The organism is Ensifer adhaerens, assembly GCF_002007205.1.
In the GTDB taxonomy this organism is placed as follows: Bacteria; Pseudomonadota; Alphaproteobacteria; order Rhizobiales; family Rhizobiaceae; genus Ensifer; species Ensifer adhaerens_D.
The window spans coordinates 48,857-69,232 of sequence record NZ_LAZS01000001.1; the positions used below are offsets into that span (position 1 = coordinate 48,857).

The 20,376-nt window shown below is 64.9% G+C and carries 19 protein-coding genes; 7 read left to right on the plus strand and 12 right to left on the minus strand.

Going from position 1 to position 20,376, the window contains the following annotated elements:
- Positions 1-90: 90 nt before the first annotated feature.
- The 4 genes from cobG to XB14_RS00220 are packed head-to-tail and all read left to right on the plus strand — an operon-like array spanning position 91 to position 3,582.
- Entirely contained in the window at positions 91-1,452 is a 1,362-nt protein-coding gene (gene cobG / locus XB14_RS00205) for a precorrin-3B synthase (protein WP_077959879.1), read from the plus strand.
- A 2-nt stretch (positions 1,453-1,454) separates the two neighbouring features.
- On the plus strand, positions 1,455-2,087 hold the full coding sequence (locus tag XB14_RS00210; RefSeq protein WP_077959631.1) for a precorrin-8X methylmutase: 633 nt from the start codon (positions 1,455-1,457) through the stop codon (positions 2,085-2,087).
- Positions 2,084-2,821, plus strand: a complete 738-nt coding sequence (locus XB14_RS00215) for a precorrin-2 C(20)-methyltransferase (RefSeq protein WP_077959632.1) — start codon at positions 2,084-2,086, stop codon at positions 2,819-2,821. The genes XB14_RS00210 and XB14_RS00215 overlap by 4 nt, the downstream gene beginning before the upstream one ends.
- Entirely contained in the window at positions 2,818-3,582 is a 765-nt protein-coding gene (locus XB14_RS00220) for a precorrin-3B C(17)-methyltransferase (RefSeq protein ID WP_077959633.1), read from the plus strand. The genes XB14_RS00215 and XB14_RS00220 overlap by 4 nt, the downstream gene beginning before the upstream one ends.
- On the opposite strand, the gene XB14_RS00225 is transcribed toward XB14_RS00220, so the two are convergent.
- On the minus strand, positions 3,561-4,346 hold the full coding sequence (locus tag XB14_RS00225; protein WP_077959880.1) for a cobalt-precorrin-6A reductase: 786 nt from the start codon (positions 4,344-4,346) through the stop codon (positions 3,561-3,563). The two genes, XB14_RS00220 and XB14_RS00225, sit on opposite strands and share 22 nt — an antisense overlap.
- Between XB14_RS00225 and cbiE the strand changes: the two genes are divergently transcribed.
- Entirely contained in the window at positions 4,315-5,556 is a 1,242-nt protein-coding gene (cbiE, locus tag XB14_RS00230; RefSeq protein WP_143348163.1) for a precorrin-6y C5,15-methyltransferase (decarboxylating) subunit CbiE, read from the plus strand. The genes XB14_RS00225 and cbiE overlap by 32 nt on opposite strands.
- A gap of 16 nt (positions 5,557-5,572) precedes the next feature.
- On the plus strand, positions 5,573-6,334 hold the full coding sequence (gene cobM / locus XB14_RS00235; RefSeq protein WP_077959635.1) for a precorrin-4 C(11)-methyltransferase: 762 nt from the start codon (positions 5,573-5,575) through the stop codon (positions 6,332-6,334).
- 34 nt (positions 6,335-6,368) lie between these two features.
- On the opposite strand, the gene mnhG is transcribed toward cobM, so the two are convergent.
- The 11 genes from mnhG to XB14_RS00290 all read right to left on the minus strand — a co-directional run bounded on the left by mnhG (position 6,369) and on the right by XB14_RS00290 (position 19,411).
- Positions 6,369-6,740, minus strand: coding sequence for a monovalent cation/H(+) antiporter subunit G (mnhG, locus tag XB14_RS00240; protein WP_077959636.1), 372 nt, complete (start codon positions 6,738-6,740; stop codon positions 6,369-6,371).
- Positions 6,737-7,018, minus strand: a complete 282-nt coding sequence (locus XB14_RS00245) for a K+/H+ antiporter subunit F (protein ID WP_077959637.1) — start codon at positions 7,016-7,018, stop codon at positions 6,737-6,739. Before XB14_RS00245 ends, mnhG begins: the two co-directional genes overlap by 4 nt.
- Positions 7,015-7,500, minus strand: a complete 486-nt coding sequence (locus tag XB14_RS00250) for a Na+/H+ antiporter subunit E (RefSeq protein ID WP_077959638.1) — start codon at positions 7,498-7,500, stop codon at positions 7,015-7,017. Before XB14_RS00250 ends, XB14_RS00245 begins: the two co-directional genes overlap by 4 nt.
- Positions 7,501-7,503: 3 nt before the next feature.
- The gene (locus XB14_RS00255; RefSeq protein WP_077959639.1) at positions 7,504-9,120 is read right to left on the minus strand and encodes a monovalent cation/H+ antiporter subunit D; all 1,617 of its coding nucleotides are present in this window, start codon (positions 9,118-9,120) and stop codon (positions 7,504-7,506) included.
- Positions 9,113-9,460 carry a Na+/H+ antiporter subunit C gene (locus XB14_RS00260; protein WP_034787081.1) on the minus strand — a complete coding sequence of 116 codons (348 nt, stop codon included), beginning with the start codon at positions 9,458-9,460 and terminating at the stop codon, positions 9,113-9,115. The genes XB14_RS00255 and XB14_RS00260 overlap by 8 nt, the downstream gene beginning before the upstream one ends.
- Positions 9,460-12,411: a monovalent cation/H+ antiporter subunit A gene (locus tag XB14_RS00265; protein ID WP_143348164.1), complete on the minus strand. Its 2,952-nt coding sequence runs from the start codon at positions 12,409-12,411 to the stop codon at positions 9,460-9,462. Before XB14_RS00265 ends, XB14_RS00260 begins: the two co-directional genes overlap by 1 nt.
- 283 nt (positions 12,412-12,694) lie before the next feature.
- Positions 12,695-15,334, minus strand: coding sequence for an EAL domain-containing protein (locus XB14_RS00270; protein ID WP_077959881.1), 2,640 nt, complete (start codon positions 15,332-15,334; stop codon positions 12,695-12,697).
- A gap of 132 nt (positions 15,335-15,466) precedes the next feature.
- The gene (locus XB14_RS00275) at positions 15,467-15,652 is read right to left on the minus strand and encodes a DUF3008 family protein (protein ID WP_077959641.1); all 186 of its coding nucleotides are present in this window, start codon (positions 15,650-15,652) and stop codon (positions 15,467-15,469) included.
- A 78-nt stretch (positions 15,653-15,730) separates the two neighbouring features.
- Positions 15,731-17,350 carry a cisplatin damage response ATP-dependent DNA ligase gene (locus XB14_RS00280; RefSeq protein ID WP_077959642.1) on the minus strand — a complete coding sequence of 540 codons (1,620 nt, stop codon included), beginning with the start codon at positions 17,348-17,350 and terminating at the stop codon, positions 15,731-15,733.
- Positions 17,351-17,353: 3 nt separating this feature from the next.
- Positions 17,354-18,364: a ligase-associated DNA damage response exonuclease gene (locus tag XB14_RS00285; protein WP_077959643.1), complete on the minus strand. Its 1,011-nt coding sequence runs from the start codon at positions 18,362-18,364 to the stop codon at positions 17,354-17,356.
- Between the two features lie 93 nt (positions 18,365-18,457).
- Entirely contained in the window at positions 18,458-19,411 is a 954-nt protein-coding gene (locus tag XB14_RS00290) for a nucleoside hydrolase (protein WP_077959644.1), read from the minus strand.
- A 245-nt stretch (positions 19,412-19,656) separates the two neighbouring features.
- Here XB14_RS00290 and XB14_RS00295 point away from each other — a divergent pair, with 245 nt between their 5' ends.
- On the plus strand, positions 19,657-20,316 hold the full coding sequence (locus XB14_RS00295) for a hypothetical protein (RefSeq protein ID WP_077959645.1): 660 nt from the start codon (positions 19,657-19,659) through the stop codon (positions 20,314-20,316).
- Positions 20,317-20,376 lie beyond the last annotated feature (60 nt).

Sequence of the window (20,376 nt, forward strand, 5' to 3'; positions counted from 1 at the left end):
CGTGTTTGATCTCACTCAAGGTTTGCGGCTGTGTTATAGCGTCTTAAGAGGCTTCTTCAGGGAGGAGAACCTCAGGTGATGACGGATTTGATGAGCAGTTGCGCCCTTCCATCGACCGGAGAAACCGCCGCTTCCATGCGTCGCGGCGCCTGTCCGTCGCTCGCCGCACCGATGCAGACCGGTGACGGGCTGCTCGTGCGGCTCAGGCCTGATGACGACAGCTTGACCATTCCGAAAGTCATCGCCATCGCCGCCGCTGCCGAGCGCTACGGCAACGGCATCCTCGAGATCACCGCGCGTGGAAACCTGCAGCTTCGCGGGCTGACCGAGGCGTCCGTGCCGGTGCTGGCGCAGGCGATCGACGACGCGGAGATCACCATTGCCGAAGGCCTTGCGATCGAAGTGCCGCCCTTGACCGGCATCGACCCTGACGAGATTGCCGATCCTCGGCCGATTGCCACTGAGCTTCGCGAAGCCTTGCGCGCGCGCCAGCTGCCGTTGACGCTCGCTCCCAAGCTATCCGTCGTCATCGACGGTGGCGGCCGCTTCGGTCTCGGCGCCGTCGTTGCCGACATTCGCCTTCAGGCGCTTTCGACGCCCGGCGGCGCCGTATGGCTGCTGTCGCTCGGCGGCACGGCGGCGAAGGCATCGATCGTCGGGGCATTTGCCGGCGATGCGGTCATGCCGGCTTTGATCACCATTCTCGAAAAACTGGCGAGCCTCGGTACGACCGCACGCGGGCGTAATCTCGACGCGGCGGAAATCCGCGTCCTCTGTCGCTGCGACGCAGTGTCCGAACGTCCGGCCGTTATGAGGTCGGCCGCAATACCCGGCATTCACGCGCTGGGTGACGCCGGCATCGTTCTTGGCCTCGGCCTTGCCTTTGCTCAGGTGGAGGCTTCCGTGCTGGCGGCGTTCCTCTATCAATTTCAGGAGCTTGGCGCCCACGCGATCCGGCTTGCACCGGGGCATGCCTTCTTCGTGCTCGGCCTTCGCCACGAGACCGCGGGCGTGGCGCTGGGCCTGGCGGCAGCGCGCGGCTTTCGCATCGCTGAAGAAGACCCGCGAAATGAGATCGCCACCTGCGCCGGCAGCAGGGGCTGCGCCTCCGCATGGATGGAGACCAAGGGCATGGCGCAACGCCTCATCGACGCGGCTCCCGATCTGCTCGACGGCTCGCTCACCGTGCATCTCTCGGGCTGCGCCAAGGGTTGCGCCCGGCCGAAACCGTCGGAGCTGACGCTCGTCGGTGCGTCATCAGGATACGGGCTTGTCGTAAATGGGGCTGCCAACGGCTTGCCAAGCGCCTACACCGATGAGAATGGAATGGGATCCGCACTTGCCCGGCTCGGCCTGCTGGTGCGGCAAAACAAAGACGCTGGCGAATCGGCGCAGTCCTGTCTTACACGGCTCGGAGCTGCGCGCGTCTCGGCAGCGTTCGAACAGGGATAGACATGCCTGAGTATGATTACATTCGCGATGGCAACGCCATCTACGAGCGTTCCTTCGCCATCATCCGCGCCGAGGCCGATCTCTCGGGCTTCTCCGAGGAGGAAGCGGATCTGGCGGTGCGCATGGTGCATGCCTGCGGTTCCGTCGAGGCGACAAGGCAGTTCGTCTTTTCTCCCGATTTCGTGAGTTCGGCCCGCGCGGCGCTGAAGGCCGGCGCGCCGATCCTCTGCGATGCCGAGATGGTCGCCCACGGCGTCACGCGCGCGCGCCTGCCGGCCGGCAACGAGGTGATCTGCACGCTGCGCGACCCGCGCACGCCCGCACTTGCCGCCGAGATCGGCAACACCCGCTCGGCCGCCGCGCTGAAGCTCTGGAGCGAGCGCCTGGCGGGCTCGGTCGTCGCGATCGGCAACGCGCCGACGGCGCTGTTCTTCCTGCTCGAAATGCTGCGTGACGGCGCGCCGAAGCCGGCGGCGATCCTCGGCATGCCCGTCGGTTTCGTCGGCGCGGCGGAATCGAAGGATGCGCTCGCTGAAAACTCCTATGGCGTTCCCTTCGCCATCGTCCGCGGTCGCCTCGGCGGCAGCGCCATGACCGCCGCAGCGCTCAATTCTCTCGCGAGGCCGGGCCTGTGAGCGGCGCTGGCGTCGGACGCCTGATCGGCGTTGGAACCGGCCCCGGCGATCCGGAGCTTTTGACCGTCAAGGCGGTGAAGGCGCTCGGGCAAGCCGATGTGCTTGCCTACTTCGCCAAGGCCGGGCGAAGCGGTAACGGCCGCGCGGTGGTCGAGGGCTTGCTGAAGCCCGACCTCGTCGAACTGCCGCTCTACTATCCGGTGACGACCGAGATCGACAAGGACGACGGCGCCTACAAGAGCCAGATCACCGATTTCTACAACGCGTCGGCCGAAGCCGTGGCCGTGCATCTTGCCGCCGGACGCACGGTTGCCGTGCTCAGCGAAGGCGATCCGCTGTTCTACGGCTCCTACATGCACCTGCATGTGCGGCTCGCCAATCGTTTCCCGGTCGAAGTGATCCCCGGCATTACCGCGATGTCCGGCTGCTGGTCGCTTGCCGGCCTGCCGCTGGTGCAGGGCGACGACGTGCTCTCCGTGCTTCCGGGTACCATGGCCGAGGCCGAGCTTGGGCGCCGGCTGAAGGATACAGAGGCGGCCGTCATCATGAAGGTCGGGCGCAATTTGCCGAAGATCCGCCGGGCACTTGCCGCCTCCGGCCGCCTCGCCCAGGCCGTCTATGTCGAGCGCGGCACGATGAAAAACGCGGCGATGACGGCTCTTGCGGAAAAGGCCGACGACGAGGCGCCCTATTTCTCGCTGGTGCTCGTTCCCGGCTGGAAGGACCGGCCATGACCGGTACGCTCTATGTCGTCGGTACCGGCCCCGGCAGCCCCAAGCAGATGACGCCGGAAACGGCGGAAGCCGTGGCGGCCGCTCAGGAGTTTTACGGCTACTTTCCCTATCTCGACCGGCTGAACCTCAGACCGGATCAGATACGTGTCGCCTCGGACAACCGCGAAGAACTCGATCGGGCGCAGGTTGCGCTGACGCGGGCGGCGGCAGGCGTGAAGGTCTGCATGGTCTCGGGCGGCGATCCCGGCGTCTTTGCCATGGCGGCGGCCGTCTGCGAGGCGATCGACAAGGGGCCTTCGGACTGGAAATCGGTCGAACTGGTGATCACCCCCGGGGTGACTGCGATGCTCGCGGTTGCCGCCCGGATCGGCGCGCCGCTCGGCCATGATTTCTGTGCGATATCGCTCTCGGACAATCTGAAGCCCTGGGATGTCATCACAAGGCGGCTACGGCTGGCGGCGGAGGCGGGCTTCGTGATCGCGCTCTATAATCCGATCAGCAAGGCGCGGCCCTGGCAACTCGGAGAAGCCTTCGAGATCCTGCGCGGCATCCTGCCGGCAACGGTGCCTGTCATCTTCGGCCGCGCCGCCGGACGGCCGGACGAGCGGATCGCGGTGATGCCGCTTGGCGAGGCCGATGCCAATCGCGCCGACATGGCGACCTGCGTCATCATCGGCTCCCCGGAAACGCGCATCGTCGAGCGTGAGGGCCAGCCGGATCTCGTCTACACGCCGCGCTTCTACGCGGGGGCGAGCCAGTGAGCGATGCGGTCGAGCGCCTCGTCGCACGTGCTGGCAGTCGGCACATCAGCGGGCTTGCGCCGCTCGACCATGATCACCTCGATGCCGAGCCGGCGCGCTGCCGCGATCTTGCCGTAGGTGGCGCTTCCGCCGCTGTTCTTGGCGATAATCACGTCGATCTTCCGGCTCGTCAGCAGCGCGGCTTCGTCCGCTTCCCTGAAGGGGCCGGTCGAGAGAATCGCCTCCTGGTCGGGCAAGTTCAGCGGCGGCGTGACGGGATCGACGCTGCGGATGACGTAGCTGTGTTGCGGCGCGACCTCGAAATGAAAAGCCTCCTGCCGGCCGATGGCGAGGAACACGCGACGCCTTCGATCGCCAAGCGCGCTCACCGCTTCAACAACGCTGTCGACGAGCGTCCAGCGGTCGCCAGGCAAGGATTGCCATTCCGGTCGGCGAAGTGCCAGCAGCGGAATTCCGGTTCGTTGCGCCGCCTCAGTGGCATTGTGCGAAATGCGTGCGGCAAAGGGATGCGTCGCATCGACCAGCAGCGCGATCCTTTCTTCACGCAGGAAATGCGCCAGTCCATCGGCGCCGCCGAAACCGCCGATGCGGGTCCTGACCGGCTGCGGCCGCGGGTCGGCGGTGCGGCCGGCAAGCGAGATAGCGGTGTCGTAGCGGACATCTTCGGCCAACCGGCTCGCCAGTTCGCGCGCCTCGGTGGTGCCGCCCAGAATGAGAATGCGAGGTTTTTCCATGGCTGACGTGTCGAACGGCGAACCCGCCATCGTCTCCCCCTGGCTGACCGTCATCGGTATCGGTGAGGATGGTGTAGCCGGTCTCGGCGACGAGGCCAAGCGGCTGATTTCCGAGGCGCCCGTCGTCTATGGCGGCCATCGGCATTTGGAGCTCGCGGCCTCCCTCATCACGGGTGAGGCTCATCATTGGCAGAGCCCGCTCGAACGCTCGGTCGTCGAGATCGTTGCCCGCCGTGGCACGCCTGTCGTGGTGCTTGCCTCCGGCGACCCTTTCTTCTTTGGCGTCGGCGTGACGCTGGCGCGCCGCATCGCCTCTGCCGAAATCCGAACGTTGCCGGCGCCGTCGTCGATCAGCCTTGCTGCCTCGCGGCTCGGCTGGGCGCTGCAGGATGCGACGCTCGTCTCCGTGCATGGACGCCCGCTCGACCTGGTTCGGCCGCACCTTCATCCGGGTGCAAAGGTGCTGACGCTGACCTCCGACGGCGCGGGTCCGAGGGACCTGGCCGAGCTTCTGGTTTCAAGCGGCTTCGGTCAGTCGCGGCTGACGGTTCTCGAAGCGCTTGGCGGCGCCGGCGAACGGGTAACGACGCAGATCGCGTCGCGCTTCATGCTCGGCCTCGTGCATCCGTTGAATGTCTGCGCGATCGAGGTGACAGCCGACGAGGGTGCGCGCGTGCTGCCGCTGGCGGCCGGCCGCGACGACGCGCTGTTCGAACATGACGGGCAGATCACCAAGCGCGAGGTGCGGGCGCTGACGCTGTCGGCACTCGCGCCGCGCAAGGGCGAACTGCTCTGGGATATCGGCGGTGGCTCCGGTTCGATCGGCATCGAATGGATGCTGGCCGACCCGACGATGCAGGCGATCTCCATCGAGGTGTCGCGGGAACGGGCCGTCCGCATCGGCCGCAACGCGACGATGTTCGGCGTGCCCGGGCTGACGGTGGTCGAAGGCGAGGCGCCGGCGGCCCTTGCCGGCCTGCCGCAGCCGGACGCAATCTTCATCGGCGGCGGCGGCAGCGAAGACGGGGTGATGGAAGCGGCGATCGCAGCACTTGGCACCGGCGGCCGTCTCGTCGCCAATGCGGTGACGACGGACATGGAAAGGGTGCTGCTCGATTATCATGCGCGCCTCGGCGGCACGCTGATCCGCATCGATATCGCCCGGGCCGGACCCGTCGGCGAAATGACCGGCTGGCGGCCTGCCATGCCGGTGACGCAATGGTCCTGGACGAAGATCTAAATTCTTGGAGTAGCCTATGACGGTACATTTCATCGGCGCAGGCCCGGGCGCTGCAGATCTGATCACGGTGCGCGGGCGCGACCTGATCGGGCGTTGCCCAGTCTGCCTTTATGCCGGCTCGATCGTTTCGCCGGAGCTGCTGCAGTATTGCCCGCCGGGCGCGCGTATCATTGATACTGCGCCGATGTCGCTCGACGAGATCGAGGCGGAATATGTGAAGGCGGAGGCCGACGGACTTGACGTGGCGCGGCTGCATTCCGGCGATCTCTCCGTCTGGAGTGCGGTGGCCGAACAGATCCGCCGGCTGGAGAAGAACGGCATCGCCTATACGATGACGCCGGGCGTCCCGTCCTTTGCGGCGGCCGCCTCGGCGCTCGGGCGTGAACTGACCATTCCGGCGGTCGCCCAGAGCCTGGTGCTGACCCGTGTCTCCGGCCGCGCCTCGCCGATGCCGAACACCGAGACGCTCGCCGCCTTCGGTGCGACCGGCTCGACGCTGGCGATCCATCTTGCGATCCATGCGCTTCAGCAGGTGGTCGAGGAACTGACGCCGCTCTATGGCGCCGATTGCCCCGTCGCGATCGTCGTCAAGGCCTCCTGGCCGGACGAGCGGGTGGTGCGCGGCACGCTCGGTGACATCGCCGCTAGGGTGGCGGAAGAGCCGATCGAGCGCACGGCGCTGATCTTCGTCGGCCCCGGCCTCGAAGCCTCCGATTTCCGTGAAAGCTCGCTCTACGATCCCGCCTATCAGCGGCGCTTCCGAGGGCGCGGCGAGTAGACCGCGACCATCTGAGGCCTTGTGGGCCTGAAAGTTACTCTGCTTGTTCTTCGCGCGGCGGCCGCTGCTTGAGCGGGACGCCGCGCTGTTCCTCGACGCGGTCGCGATAAAGCGCTGCCTGCCCGAGCAGCATCAGCGTCACCGGCGTGGTGACGACGACGAAGACGATGATCAGGATTTCGTGGAACACCCAGCGGCTCTGCAGCACGGCAAAGCAGATGATCGAGGCGGTACAGATCATCAGCACGCCGCCGCTGGTCGCGAGCGTCGGCGCATGCAGGCGTTCGTAGAAGCTGGTAAACCTGATGAGGCCGACGGAGCCGATCAGCGCCACTGCAGCGCCGAGAACGGTAAGCCCGCAGACGATGACGGCCGCCCAGACCGGAAGATCGGTGAGATGGCTCATTCGATGATCTCCCCGCGCATCAGGAACTTGCCAAAGGCGATCGACGAAACGAAGCCGATCAGCGCGACGATCAGGGCGGACTCGAAATAGAGCGAGTTGGCCGAGCGGATGCCGAAGGTCAGGAGCATCAGCATGGCGTTGATGTAGAGGGTGTCGAGGCCGAGGATGCGGTCCTGTGCGCGCGGTCCCCGCACCATGCGGTAGAAGGCGAAGGCCATCGCCAGGCCGAGCATGATCTGGGCAACCAGGATCGACCAGATGATTGAAAGTTCCATCATCCGAATATCTCCTTCAGGGCGGTCTCATAGCGCTTGACCGTATCGAGCCAGACATCCTCGTTCTCCATGTCGAGCACGTGGAAGAGCAGGGACTTGCGGTGGCGATCGTATTCGAGCCAGGCCGTTCCGGGCGTCGCCGTCATGACGCAGGCAAGCAGCGCCAAGGCGTTTTCGTCATCCAGGTCGAGATCGATGGTCAGGAAGCCCGGATTCGGCGGCCGGCGCTGGCCACGCAGGATGACGGCGATAACGGCGATGTTCGAGCGGATCACGTCGAGGGCGACGGTGAAGCCGAAGCGCACAATCAACAGGATCCTGCGCGGGTGCGAGTGCACGAGGCCGAGCTTCAGCGTCACCCAGCCGAGACCGATCGCAAGTAAAGTACCCATGATGATGGTGCCGGGGGCGACGGACTGATTGAGCAGGAGCCAGACGAGGAGCAGCCCGACGGAAAGCAGCGGATAGGGGAACCAGGTGCGCATCGCCTATTGCCCTCCCGCCCGGGGCGCAGTGAGCACCCGTTCCGTGTAACCCGTCGGGTCGAACAGCGAATCCGCCGTCGCCTGCATGTAGCGCATGGCCGGCCCGGCCTGCAGGCTCAAGAAGATACAGGCGGCGAGCAGCACGACGACGGGGGTGATCTCGATGACGACGACGCGCGGCACGGTGTTTTCGATCGACGCCCAGAAGGTGCGGATGCCGACGCGGTTCATGGCGATCATCGCGGCGAGACCCGAGACGATCAGCAGCGTGACGTAGGTCCAGTCGGCTGCGGAGACCGCCGGCGCAGTTTCGGTGCCCGACAATCCAAAGAGGCCGCCGAGGATGGCGAACTTGGCGACGAAGCCGGAGAGCGGTGGCAGGCCGGCCAACAGCAGGGCACAAAGGCAGAAGCAAAGGCCGAGGATCGCCATCGTGCCGGGGATCGCCGCGCCGGCCTCTTCTTCCTCCTCGTCCTCGTCGGCATCGCCATAGGCTTCCATCGTCACCGCCAGAACGTCGGCGCCGGCGTCGCGGCCGCGCTCGACCAGTTCGATCAACAGGAAGAAGGCGGCGATCGTCAGTGTCGAGCTGACGAGATAGAAGAGCGCGCCGGCAATCATGCTCGGATGGCCGAGGCCGATGGCGGCGAGCAGCGTGCCGGAGGAAACCAGCACCGAATAGGCGGCCAGGCGGCCCATTGCCTGCGAGGCAAGCACGCCGATGGCGCCGAAGGCGATCGTCAACAGGCCGCCCGCAAGCAGAACCGATTGCCCAAAGCCGGCCGAGGCGCCGGCGCTCGCGCCGAAGACCAGCAGCGAAAGCCTGAGGATCACGTAGATGCCGACCTTGGTGAGGATCGCGAAGACGGCGGCGACCGGTGGCGTCGCAGCCGCATAGGCGGTCGGCAGCCAGAAGCTCAAGGGCCACATGCCGGCCTTCACCAGGAAGGCGACGCCAAGCACGCCGGCGCCGACCTCGACCATCTGGCGATCGTCCGGCGAAAGCGTCGCCAGCTTCATCGAAAGATCGGCCATGTTGAGCGTGCCGGTTGCGCCGTAGATCAGACTGACGCCGATCAGGAAGAGCGAGGAGGCGGCAAGGTTGATCGCGATGTAGTGCAGCCCCGCCTTGACGCGCAGCGGCCCGGAGCCGTGCAGCAGCAGGCCATAGGACGCCGCCAGCATCATCTCGAAGAAGACGAAGAGGTTGAAGAGGTCGCCGGTCAGGAACGAGCCGTTGAGGCCGGCGATCAGCAACTGGAACAGCGAATGGAAATGATGGCCCGACGTGTGCCAGCGGGCGATCGAATAGGCCTGGGCGGCCAGCGCCAATCCGCTCGTGAGACACAGCATCAGCGCCGAGAGGCGGTCGAGCACCAGCACGATGCCGAAGGGTGCCGGCCAGTTACCGAGCTGGTAGACGCCGCTGCCGGCGGGCACGCCGTCCGTCGAGGCGATGCGCATCAGCACCATCGAGAGGATGAAGAGGGCGAGCGTCGAGACGAAGCCCATCACGCCCTTTGCCATGCGGTTGCGCTCGTCGATCGGGATCATCGCGGCGCCGACCATCAGCGGCAGCAGGATCGGCAGGATCAGCAGGTGGTGCATCCAGTTAGTCATGGCGCTGCTCCCGGCCGTCGACGTGGTCGGTGCCGGTGAAGCCGCGCGAGGCGAGCAGCACGACGAGGAAGAGCGCGGTCATGGCAAAGCCAATGACGATCGCCGTCAGCACGAGGGCCTGCGGCACCGGATCGGTGAAGCGGCTGAGATCGCCGACGCCGCCGGGTTCCAGCACCGGCGGCGCGTTTACGCGAAGGCGTCCCATGCCGAAGATGAAGAGATTGACCGCATAGGACAGCAGCGAGAGGCCGATGATCACCTGGTAGGTGCGCGGGCGCAAAAGCAGGTAGACGCCGGAAGCCGTGAGAACGCCGATCGCGGCAGAGAGGATGATTTCCATCAGCGGGCCTCCTTTCCGCTCCGCGTGGCGCGGGCATGGGCGCGCGGCGCGCGGATCGACTGGTGGGCAAGCGCGATGAGGATCAGCACGGTTGCGCCGAGCACCAGCGAGAAGACGCCGAGATCGAAGAAAAGGGCGCTTGCGAGCGGGAACTTGCCGACGATCGGCAGGGTCACGTACTGCGCATGCGAGGTGAGGAACGGATAGCCGAACAACCAGGAACCGATGCCGGTGGCGGCGGCCACCAGAAGCCCGATGCTCATCCAGCGCAGCGGATGGATGCGCAGCCGTTCTTCGACCCAGCGGGTTCCGCCGGACATGTATTGCAGAATGAAACCGATCGACATGGCGATGCCGGCGGCAAAGCCACCACCCGGCAGGTCATGGCCGCGCAGGAACAGGTAGGCTGCCAGCATGCCGATGACCGGGAACATCCAGCGCATGATCACCGACGGCACGAACAGGTATTCGGCGACGCTGTCGCCCTTGCTGCGATCAGGATGATCGTCGTCGAAGGCGTTCTGGACGCGCTGCTGTTCCGGCGCCTCCAGGCTGTCTGCCTGCGGGCGGAAACGCAGGAGCAGGGCGAAGACCGTGAGCGCGACGATCGCAAGCACTGCGATCTCGCCGAGCGTGTCGAAGCCGCGGAAATCGACGAGGATGACGTTGACGACGTTGGTGCCGCCGCCTTCCTTGTAGGCGCGCTCGAGGAAATAGCTGGCGATCGTCTCGGGCATCGGGCGGGTCATCATCGTATAGGCAATGAGCGCCACGCCACCGCCGGCGACGACCGCCAGCAGGAAGTCTCGCAGACGGCGGAAACGGACCTTGAGCGAAAGCAGCTCATTTTCCTGGGTGTCTTCGATGCGCTTCGGTAGCCAGCGAAGACCGAGCAGAATGAGCACGGTCGTGACGATCTCGACGAGGAGCTGGGTCACGGCAAGGTCGGGCGCCGAAAGCCAGACGAAGGTGAGGCAGGTGGTGAGCCCGGCGCCGCCGAGCAGCACGAGTGCCGCCAGCCTGTGGAACTTTGCAAGGATCGCGGCCCCGATGGCGCAGGCGATGCCGACCGCCCAGAGGAGGGCGAAGGCCGGATCGATGCTGCGCACGAGAAGCGGCGGCAGTTCGAAATGATTGAAAAGCAGCGGCAGCGCGCCGGCGGCGATCGCGATGAAGACGAGGAAGCGCATCTGCGGCTGCAGCCGCCTTGTGCCGAGGTTCTGCTCGAGCGCGCGTGCCCACTTCCACGAAAGCGTCACCAGCACCCGCTCGAAGATGCGCTGGCCATGCAGCAGGCGGAAGATCGGCGGGCCTTCGACGCTGGTCGCAAGGTAGTTGCGCATCAGGAAATAGAGGCCGACACCGCCGGCAAGCGCAACGAAGCTCATGATCAGCGGCAGGTTCCAGCCGTGCCAGACCGACAGGCTGTAATAGGGCGTGTTGGCGCCGAGAATGGAGACGACCGCCGTGTGCAGGAACGGGCCGATGGTGATCGCCGGGATGATGCCGACGACGAGGCAGGCGAGCACCAGGAATTCGATCGGCACGCGCATCCAGCGCGGCGGCTCGTGCGGCACCTTCGGAAGATCCTCGTGGATCTTGCCGAAGAAGACGCTGTGGATGAAACGCAGCGAATAGGTGACCGCAAACATGCCGGCGAGCGTCGCGACATACGGCGTCATCGTATCGAGAATGTTGGCCTGGTGCGTTTCGATCGCTTCGGCGAAGAACATTTCCTTCGAGATGAAGCCGTTCAAGAGCGGCACGCCAGCCATGGCCGCGCTGGCGACCATGGCGAGCACCGCCGTTCCAGGCATGTACCTGATCAGCCCTCCGAGCTTGCGCATGTCGCGCGTACCGGTCTCGTGGTCGATGATGCCGGCCGCCATGAACAGCGACGCCTTGAAGGTCGCGTGGTTGACGATGTGGAAGACGGCGGCGACGGCGGCAAGCGGGCTGCCGAGGCTCAGGAGAACCGTGATCAGGCCAAGATGGCTGATGGTGGAATAGGCGAGCAGGCCCTTGAGGTCCTGCTGGAAGATGGCGAAATAGGCGCCGAGCAGCAGCGTCGAAAGACCGGCAAGGCCAACGATCCAGAACCAGGCCTCGGTGCCGGCCATGACCGGCCAGAGGCGCACCAAGAGGAAGACGCCGGCCTTTACCATGGTTGCCGAATGCAGATAGGCCGAGACCGGGGTCGGTGCCGACATCGCGTGCGGCAGCCAGAAATGGAACGGGAACTGCGCGCTCTTCGTCAGCGCGCCGAGCAGCACCAGGATTAAGACCGGCATGTAGAGCGGCGAGTTGCGGATGAGGTCGCCCGAGGCGAGCACCACGTCGAGATCGTAGCTGCCGACGATGCGGCCCATCAGCAGAAGGCCGACAAGCATGCAGAGGCCGCCGGTGCCGGTGACGGTCAGCGCCATGCGGGCGCCGTCACGGGCGTGCGCATTGTGATGCCAGTAGCCGATCAAGAGGAAGGAGACGATGCTCGTCAGCTCCCAGAAGACGGCAAGCAGGATGAGGTTGCCCGACAGCACGACGCCGAGCATGGAGCCCATGAAGGCGAGGAACAGCGACAGGAAGCGCGGCACCGGGTCTTCTGCAGCCATGTAGTAGCGGGCGTAAAGCACCACGAGTACGCCGATCGCGGTCACCAGAACCGTGAAAAGCCAGGCGAAGCCGTCCATCCGGAGCGTGAAGTTGAGGCCGAGTTCCGGAAGCCAGGCGATGTCGTAGCGCAGCACGCCGCCTGAGGTGACGAAGGGGTAGAGGCTGGCGGCGACAAGGAAACACAGAAGCGCAATGGTGCCGGCGAACCAGGCCGTCGCGCCGCGCTGATCGGGCGGGAAGAAGATTGCAAGGAGGCTTCCCGCAAATGGGGCGAGAATGAAGACAGAAAGCAATTTTCCCGCGTATTCGATCGTACCGTTCCCTTCGTTCGGGTTCATGGAGAGCGGGCACCCGAGCGCCGTGCTTTCCAAAAGAATGCACAAGGGACGCATCAGGATTTTGATTCTAGAGCATCTTTTCCGCTTTCAGTGGTTCCACTTGAAGCGGGACACGCTAGAGGCCCGAAAGGGCGGTCGCATCAGCGACTGCCGCAGGTGATGCCGCCATTCCCAAAAGCGGAGGCAGGCAATTGTTTTTATGGCGATTCGCGGCACGGCTGCCAAGCCTTGAGCGTGCGAAAAATGCACGCACCTGCGTTTTTAACAGACCCTGAAGTGCATCTCAGGCTGCCAGCCAGCGGCGCTCGAAGGCGAAGGTCGCAAGGTCATTGGCGCTCATCGGTCGGGCGAAGGCATAGCCCTGCAACCCGTGGCAGCCGAGTTCCTTCAGGATGGCCGCGTGTTCGAGGGTTTCGACGCCTTCGGCGATTACCTCGATGCCGAGCGACGTACCGATGTCGATGATGGATTCGACCAGGCGCTTTTCCGCCGGCGACTTGAGGATCGGCAGGACGAGCTGGCGGTCGATCTTCAAGCGTCGCGGCGTCAGTTTCAGGAGGCTGACGATGGAGGCGTAGCCGGTGCCGAAATCGTCGATCTCGATGTCGATGCCGAGTTCCTTGATCCGGCGGATGTTCGACAGGACCGTCACGTCGCTTTCGTCGAAGGAGATCGATTCCAGGAGTTCGAACGACAGGCGGCCCGCCGGGATCTGCAACTGTTCCAGGCGATCGATCAGGTTTTCGTCGTGAAGCCGGGCATAGGAAAGATTGACCGAGACCTTCGGGATATGAATGCCGCTCGCTTCCCAGCGGTAGATCTGGAACAGCGCCTGCTCCAGGATCGCCTGGTCGATCGCGGCCACCACGTTGATGTCTTCCGCCGTCTTCAGGAACGTATGCGGACCGAGCAGGCCCTTGGTCGGATGATCCCAGCGCGCCAGCGCTTCGACACCTGTTATGTCCAGTGAGCGCGGGCAGAATTGCGGCTGGAAATGTGCGATGAACTCGTTGTGCTCGAGCCCGCGCAGGATCTCGTCGGCGGTCTGCTTGGTCTTGAAGACCGCCGTCTTCAGTTCGCCGGTAAAGATCTCGTGGCGATTGCGGCCGCGGCGCTTGGCCTCATAGAGCGCGATGTCGGCATTGACGAGCACCTGCGACAGCTCTTCGCTCGCCTGGCTCTGGGCGGCGATGCCGATGCTGACGCCGATGCGACACTCCTGGTCCTTGTAGCGGACGGGCACGCTCATCGCCTCGATGATGCGTGACGCCAGCCGGGCATCGGGCTCGATGCCGCCGTCCTGGCGGACGAGCACGAACTCGTCGCCGCCGATGCGGGCGACGAAGTCCTTTTCATCGGCGTTCCCGCGCAGGAGTTCGGCGGCATGCCTGAGGATCTCGTCGCCGGCCGCGTGGCCGAGCGTATCGTTGATCTGCTTGAACCGGTCGAGGTCCATGTGGAAGATACTGAGCCTCGCACCGGGAGCAAAATGCCGGTCGCGATCGGCCAGGACCTGGTCGAGGAACCGGCGGTTCGGCAGCCCGGTCAGCGGATCGTGCAGCGCGTTGAACTCCATGCGATGGCGCGCTGCCTCGAGTTCGGCGCTGTGCGCCTCGGCCGTGCGCTTGGCTTCGAACAGCGTTTCGCGGGTCTCGAAGTCGGCGGTCACGTCCCAGTTGACGCCGACGATCTTCCGGTGGCCGTCGGCGCCGATATAGAAGGAACCGTTGGCCCGGATGTGGCGCGTGCTGCCGTCGGCCAGGCGGACGCGGAAATCGGAATTGTAGGCGAGCCCGGTTTCCAGCGCCTCGGCAAATTCCAGTTCGGCGCGGTCGAGATCATCCGGGTGCAGCGCGTCCTTCCAGTCGTCATAGGCCTGACGTAGCGACGCCTTTTGCCCATAGAGCTCCTTGGTCCGGTCGTCCCAGAGCAGCTTCTTGCTGGCGACGTCGAGTTCCCAGATGCCGATCTGGGACGAGTCGAGCGCGATTTTCAGCCGATGGGAGAGTTCCTGTAGCTGCGCCTTGCTATGCCTGAGGGCACGAATATTGCCTTGCCGCTCACTCAAAAGGCGCCCGGTCAGCACCATCGGCAGGATGATCATCAGCCCACCGATGACGATGAGGCCGCGGATGAGCCAGGCATTGCCCGCCGTCGTCGGCCAGCCGCCCTTCGGAACGGCTGCGATATGCCAGGACCCACCGGGCAGAAGCACGGTCATTTCGACTGGCGCATCGCGGAAAATCCTGGGGTCGCCGTAAAAGACCGGGCCCTTTATGCCCGTGCCGTCCCGACCGGCAATGGCGACGTCGATGCCTAGTTTCTCGGAAGAAAGGCCGCTGTCGCGATAGAGCCGGTCCACGTCAATGACGGCCGAGACGATGCCCCAGAAGCGGTTGCTGCCGCCGCCGGCGTCGATCGACACGGGGAACCGACCGATCAGCCCCTTGCCGCCCTGGACGAGATCGACAGGCCCGGCAAGCACCATCTGGCCGGTGTCCTTCACCCGCATGACGGCGGCGCGCTGTGCTTCGTTCTTGCGGTAGTCGAGGCCGAGCGCCCTGCGGTTCTGTTCGAGCGGATAGACGAGCGAGACGATCAGATCGGGCGCAGCCGCGATGCTGCGCAATTGCGAGCGTTCCGTAAAGACGCTGCGCGACAGCGCGGCGAAACGCTGCTGATCCATTGCCGGCTCGGTGACGAGCGTGCCGATCAGCCCGCGTACAAGCTGGATGTTGCCGTTGACGTTGGTCTCCAGCTTGGAACGGATGGGGTTGAGTTCCTCGGCAACGCGCGCGCGCTGGCGCGCCTCGTCGACCACCTGGTTCTGATTGTCCGCAAGGATGCCGGCGACCACAACCACGAAGGCGGCAATGATCGCTGGAAGATAGCTTGGCGTCAGAACCCTCGAGAGCCTTTTTATTCCGAGGTTGAAAGCATGTCTGGCAGGCACGAAACACCCCGGCGGCACGCGAATGGCTATGTCTTGAGCCGGATAATCCCAAAAGGGTCTTAATAAACCTTGTTTTAGGTTCCGCTATTATTCCTTCGGGCCTCAGTCGCCTTTGCGCTCGGGCAGCTTTTTGTGCTTGGTTTCGGCAAGATCTTCGAGTTCACCTTCGCTCATGGATTTTTCCATCTCGCGCGACGCGCCCTTAAGGCTCGATTTCTTGACTTCGCCGCGCTTGGCGGCAAGCGCGGCGCCCGCCGCACGCTGCTGGGCTTTCGACTTTGCTGGCATGGTACTTAGCCTTTCGGTTGGTGGTCCGGTCCCAACGCGCAGCCGTCGCCAGTGTTCCCTCGATCTTCGCAGGCGCTCCTATGTGTTCTCGCGCGCTTCGATCATCGCCTGCAGCGTCTCCAGACGATCGGCATCGCGTGGCAGCTTGTCCTGTCTCAGGCGCGCGATGCGCGGGAAGCGCATGGCGACGCCGGACTTATGTCGGGTGGAGCGGTTGATGCCCTCGAAGGCGACCTCGACGACGAAACCGAAATCGGGCTCGGCGCGCACGGCGCGGACCGGCCCGAAGCGCTCGGTCGTGTTGTCGCGGACGAAACGGTCGAGGATTTCCAGTTCGGCGTCGGTGAAGCCGAAATAGGCCTTGCCGACCGGCACCAGCGTTTCCGTTCCGTCGACGGCGGCCCAGACGCCGAAAGTAAAATCGGAGTAGTAGCTTGAGCGCTTGCCGTGGCCGCGCTGGGCGTACATCAGCACCGCGTCGATGTTGAAGGGCGCGCGTTTCCACTTGAACCACGGGCCTTTGACGCGGCCCGGCGTATAAGGAGAATCGAGCCGTTTCAGCATGATCCCCTCGATCACGGGATCGGGCGGGTCGGCGCGCAGCCGGTCAAGCTCTTCCCAAGAGGAGAACGGCACCAGCGGCGACAGGTCGAAATGCTGCGGCGAGGCGTTTTCGACGAGGTCGGCGAGCATCGCCCGTCGTTCGAGGAAGCCTTGCGGGCGAACGTCCGCTTCGCCTGAAAAGAGGATATCGTAGGCGCGGATGAAGGCGGGATAGGCCTCAAGGAGCTTGGAACTGACAGTCTTGCGGTTCAGCCGTTGTTGCAGGTCGGCGAAAGTTCGGGTTGCGCGGTTGGTGCGCGCTGTGCCGCCGACGAGCAGTTCGCCATCGATCACGCCGGTGAAGTCGGCGGCCTCCAGTACGTCGGGAAAGGCGCCGGAAATCTCGTCGCCGCTGCGGGAGTAAAGGCGTCGGACGCCGCCGATATTGGCAAGCTGCACGCGGATGCCGTCCCATTTCCATTCGGCCGCGAAATCCCTGGGATCGAGCGCGTCGAGATCGCCTTCGCCGACCGGATTGGCGAGCATCACTGAATGGAAGACGGCGGGTGTCGAAAGCGCGGGCTTCTCCGCTTCTCCCGAAAGCCAGCGAAAGAGCGGCAGGTAGGGCGGCGACAGGCCGTGCCAGAGCGTCTCGATCTCTGCCACATCCTTGCCGCCCATGTCGGCCAGCGCCTGTTTGGCGAGTTTCGCCGATACGCCGATGCGCAGGCCGCCGGTCACCAGCTTGAGAAAGGCGAAGCGCGCCGAGGTGTCCAGATGGTCCAGCATGTCGCGCACGACGCTGCGCACATCCGCGCGTCCGGTCTTCTGCAGGCGCTCGATGGCCTCACCCAAGGGGATATCCGAATGCACGGACCCAGCGGGCGGCTCCCAGACAAGCGACACCGTTTCGGCGAGGTCTCCGACATAGTCGTAGGAATATTGGAAGAGAACGGCGTCCATGCGTTCGAGCAGCAGATCGCGGATCATCGCCGGCTTGACGGTGTTGAGCGACAGTGTGCCGGCGATTGCCGCAAGCGCGTAGCCGCGATCCGGGTCCGGCGCGGTGCGGAAGTAATCGACAAGCAGCCGGATCTTGGCGTTGCGCTGCGGGCTTAAGACGAGACGGTCGAGCAGTTCGGCGAAGGCGCGCATCGCTCACTCTCCCTCGTCGTCGTAGCCGACGAGATGCAAGGGGCGGGCGGCGATGCCCTTGATCTCGCACCAGCGCACGAGCGCTTCCTCGCGCCCATGCGTGACCCAGACCTCGGCCGGTGCGATCTCGGTGATCGTGTCGGTCAGCTCGGGCCAGTCGCAATGGTCGGAGATGATTATTGGCAGCTCGACGCCGCGCTGCTTCGCCCTTTGCCGGATCAACATCCAGCCGGAGGCGAAGATGGCGATCGGATCTGCGAAGCGCCGCGACCATCGATCGGCGAAGGCGGCCGGCGGACCGATCACGATCGTGCCTCTGAAATCCTGCTTTTCATCGGCGGCAAGCGTTGCCGGGCGCAGCTCACCGAGGCCGATGCCCTGGCTTTGATAGTAGTCGCAGAGCCGCTGCAGGGCGCCGTGGATGAAGATCGGTTGGTGGTAACCCTGTTCGCGAAGCAGCGCGATCACCCGCTGCGCCTTGCCGAGCGCATAGGCGCCGACCACGTGCGTCCGCTCCGGGAATTGTGCAAGTGACGTCAGCAGCTTGCGCGTCTCGGCCCGGTCGTCCGGGTGGTGGAAGACCGGCAGGCCGAAGGTCGCTTCGGTGATAAAGACGTCGCAGGCGACCGGCTCGAAGCCGGCGCAGGTCGGATCCCGCCGCCGCTTGTAGTCGCCGGACACGACGATGCGGGTGCCGCCCGTGCGAACCGAGATCTGCGCCGAGCCCAGCACGTGGCCCGCCGGATGGAAGCCCACCTCGACGCCGTTGAGCGTCAGCCTCTCACCAAGTTCGACCGCCTGGCCGGTGCCGCAGAAGCCGTCGCCGTAGCGGATACGCATGATGTCGAGGGTTTCGCGGGTGGCGAGCACCTGGCCGTGGCCGGCGCGGGCATGATCGGAATGACCATGGGTAATGAGCGCCCTTTCGACTGGGTGAACCGGGTCGATGTAGAAATCGCCGATCGGGCAATAGAGGCCTTTGGGGGCGGGGTAGAGCAGGGCGTCCGGTTTCATGGACTGAAAGATAGCCGGCGAATAGGCGTCCGCCAGCCATCCTGATCAAGTTTTTCGAGGCGCGACGGAAACAATGGCCGCGCCGCGATCGCTTCAGCCACCGAGAACCAGCGTGTCGCTGATCAGCTTCAGCGTGCGGGCGGCATCGATGTCGATGCAGGCCTTCTGGCTCGGCAGGTTGTCCCAGGGGCTCGGCGGGAACAGCCTGTTGTCGGGGCTCTGGATCGTCTGGCCGTCGGCAATACCGCCGCAGACGACGCGGATCGCACCGCTTCTGACGGTGAAGAGGTCAGGCGCCACGACATAGGCGCAGGCGCAGCTGTCATGAACGACCATGCCGTCGGGCACATGCTGCTCGTAGAAGGTGACGTAGAACTTCGAGATGTCGGCGAGCAGCTTGCCGGCGTCACCGCCGCGTTCGGCGATATCGGAGATCATCGCCTTGGTCATCACGGTCTTCGTGGTGACGTCGAGACCGACGACTGTGACCGGCCACTGGGCCGTCATCACAACGTCGGCGGCTTCCGGGTCGCCGTGGATGTTGGCTTCGGCCGCCGGCGTGATGTTGCCGTTGACGTCGAAGGCGCCGCCCATGATGACGACTTCGCGCACGAGGGCCGCGAACTCCGGATCCTCGCGCAGCGCCAGCGCCAGGTTGGTCATGCGGCCGACGGCGATCAGCGTCACTTCGCCGGGATGGGCGCGAACGGTATCGATGATGAAGCGGTGCGCCGGGCGCGGGTCGACCGGCAGGTCGACCGTCTCGGGCACGTCGATGTTGCCGAGACCGTCATCACCGTGGATGAAGGTCGGCCAGCCGACATGCGGACGGTCCGGATTGAAGGTCTTGTCGAGGCCCTTGGCGACCGGCGCATCGATGCCCCAGCGCTCTTTCAGGAACAGTGCATTGCGGGTGGTGGTTTCGACCGAGGCATTGCCGAAAACGGTGGTGATGCCGATCAGGTCGATGGCCGGGTGACGGTGCAGGAACAGCAGCGCCATCGCATCGTCGATGCCCGGATCCGTATCAAAGATGACTTTATGCATTCTGGTTCTTCTTTTCTTGTTCTTGTGTTTGACGGCCCGCAATGGAGGCAAGATGGCCGTGAATGTCAATCACCCGTCGGCCAAGGGACGCGCCGACCCGGTCTTGTGCATGCCAGACCTTTCGCGGCGAAGCTGCCGAACTTTGGCCGTCGCAATTTAAACTTTCCGAAAGGTCGTGAGCCTAGTCTTCAGGCACAGCCTTTGGGCTTCCCTTAATTTCTGGATATGACGGCGGAGTCACCCTCGTGAAGGCTATCCTCGGCAAGATCAGGCCATCGAAGAGACTGCTCGTCATTCTCGCGGCGGCGTTCGGTGTTTCTGCCGCCTCGGGCGGCGCTGCCGTCTATGTCAGCCGCGATGCGCTGATGGCGCGTATCTCCGAGCCCAAGACCTCCGGCCTCGAATGCACGACCATCCGCACGCTGAAGCTCGGCCATAACGGCCAGCGCTGGATCCGCATGCACGTCAAGACTGATCGCGCCGATGGCAAGAGCCGCATGCGCACGGCGCTGCGCGTCGTGGGCGCCTTGGCGAAGGCAGAAAAGGCAGATCTCTATCAGGTCGTCGTGCTCGATTCCGCCGGCCCCGAAAGCCGGGCCGACGTGCGGGGTGCCGCGATCGGCGCGGAGGTGCTCTTCGCGCCCGGTCCGCAGAGCGTTCCGGGCATGAGCGAGACGTTCCGTGCGTCCTATAACGAGGGCACGGCAAACTCCGTCGGTGCCTTCCATGGCAAGATCGTCGACCTCTCGATGGGCGACATCCGCACGATGATGGCGGCCATGGACGATCAATCATCCTGTATCGACCCGTCGGCCGATCCGGCCGAAGCCGCGACGGCCGAGGGCGCCGCCGTTGAGCATGAGGCCAAGCCGGCCGAGACCGCAGAGGCGCCTGCAGGGCACTGAGGCGGGGCTTGCGTTCCGGCAGCCCGAAGATACATCCGAAATCAAAAAAGCCCGGCGTGG

Excerpts from the sequence above, each read along its gene's own strand:
- XB14_RS00255 (WP_077959639.1), bottom strand. The coding sequence starts at position 9,120 with ATGACTAACTGGATGCACCACCTGCTGATCCTGCCGATCCTGCTGCCG.
- XB14_RS00260 (WP_034787081.1), bottom strand. The coding sequence starts at position 9,460 with ATGGAAATCATCCTCTCTGCCGCGATCGGCGTTCTCACGGCTTCCGGC.
- mnhG (WP_077959636.1), bottom strand. The coding sequence starts at position 6,740 with ATGAGCCATCTCACCGATCTTCCGGTCTGGGCGGCCGTCATCGTCTGC.
- cobG (WP_077959879.1), top strand. The coding sequence starts at position 91 with ATGAGCAGTTGCGCCCTTCCATCGACCGGAGAAACCGCCGCTTCCATG.
- XB14_RS00225 (WP_077959880.1), bottom strand. The coding sequence starts at position 4,346 with ATGGCGGGTTCGCCGTTCGACACGTCAGCCATGGAAAAACCTCGCATT.
- XB14_RS00245 (WP_077959637.1), bottom strand. The coding sequence starts at position 7,018 with ATGATGGAACTTTCAATCATCTGGTCGATCCTGGTTGCCCAGATCATG.
- XB14_RS00285 (WP_077959643.1), bottom strand. The coding sequence starts at position 18,364 with ATGAAACCGGACGCCCTGCTCTACCCCGCCCCCAAAGGCCTCTATTGC.
- XB14_RS00210 (WP_077959631.1), top strand. The coding sequence starts at position 1,455 with ATGCCTGAGTATGATTACATTCGCGATGGCAACGCCATCTACGAGCGT.
- XB14_RS00220 (WP_077959633.1), top strand. The coding sequence starts at position 2,818 with ATGACCGGTACGCTCTATGTCGTCGGTACCGGCCCCGGCAGCCCCAAG.
- cobM (WP_077959635.1), top strand. The coding sequence starts at position 5,573 with ATGACGGTACATTTCATCGGCGCAGGCCCGGGCGCTGCAGATCTGATC.
- XB14_RS00290 (WP_077959644.1), bottom strand. The coding sequence starts at position 19,411 with ATGCATAAAGTCATCTTTGATACGGATCCGGGCATCGACGATGCGATG.
- XB14_RS00265 (WP_143348164.1), bottom strand. The coding sequence starts at position 12,411 with ATGAACCCGAACGAAGGGAACGGTACGATCGAATACGCGGGAAAATTG.
- cbiE (WP_143348163.1), top strand. The coding sequence starts at position 4,315 with ATGGCTGACGTGTCGAACGGCGAACCCGCCATCGTCTCCCCCTGGCTG.
- XB14_RS00250 (WP_077959638.1), bottom strand. The coding sequence starts at position 7,500 with ATGCGCACCTGGTTCCCCTATCCGCTGCTTTCCGTCGGGCTGCTCCTC.
- XB14_RS00280 (WP_077959642.1), bottom strand. The coding sequence starts at position 17,350 with ATGCGCGCCTTCGCCGAACTGCTCGACCGTCTCGTCTTAAGCCCGCAG.
- XB14_RS00275 (WP_077959641.1), bottom strand. The coding sequence starts at position 15,652 with ATGCCAGCAAAGTCGAAAGCCCAGCAGCGTGCGGCGGGCGCCGCGCTT.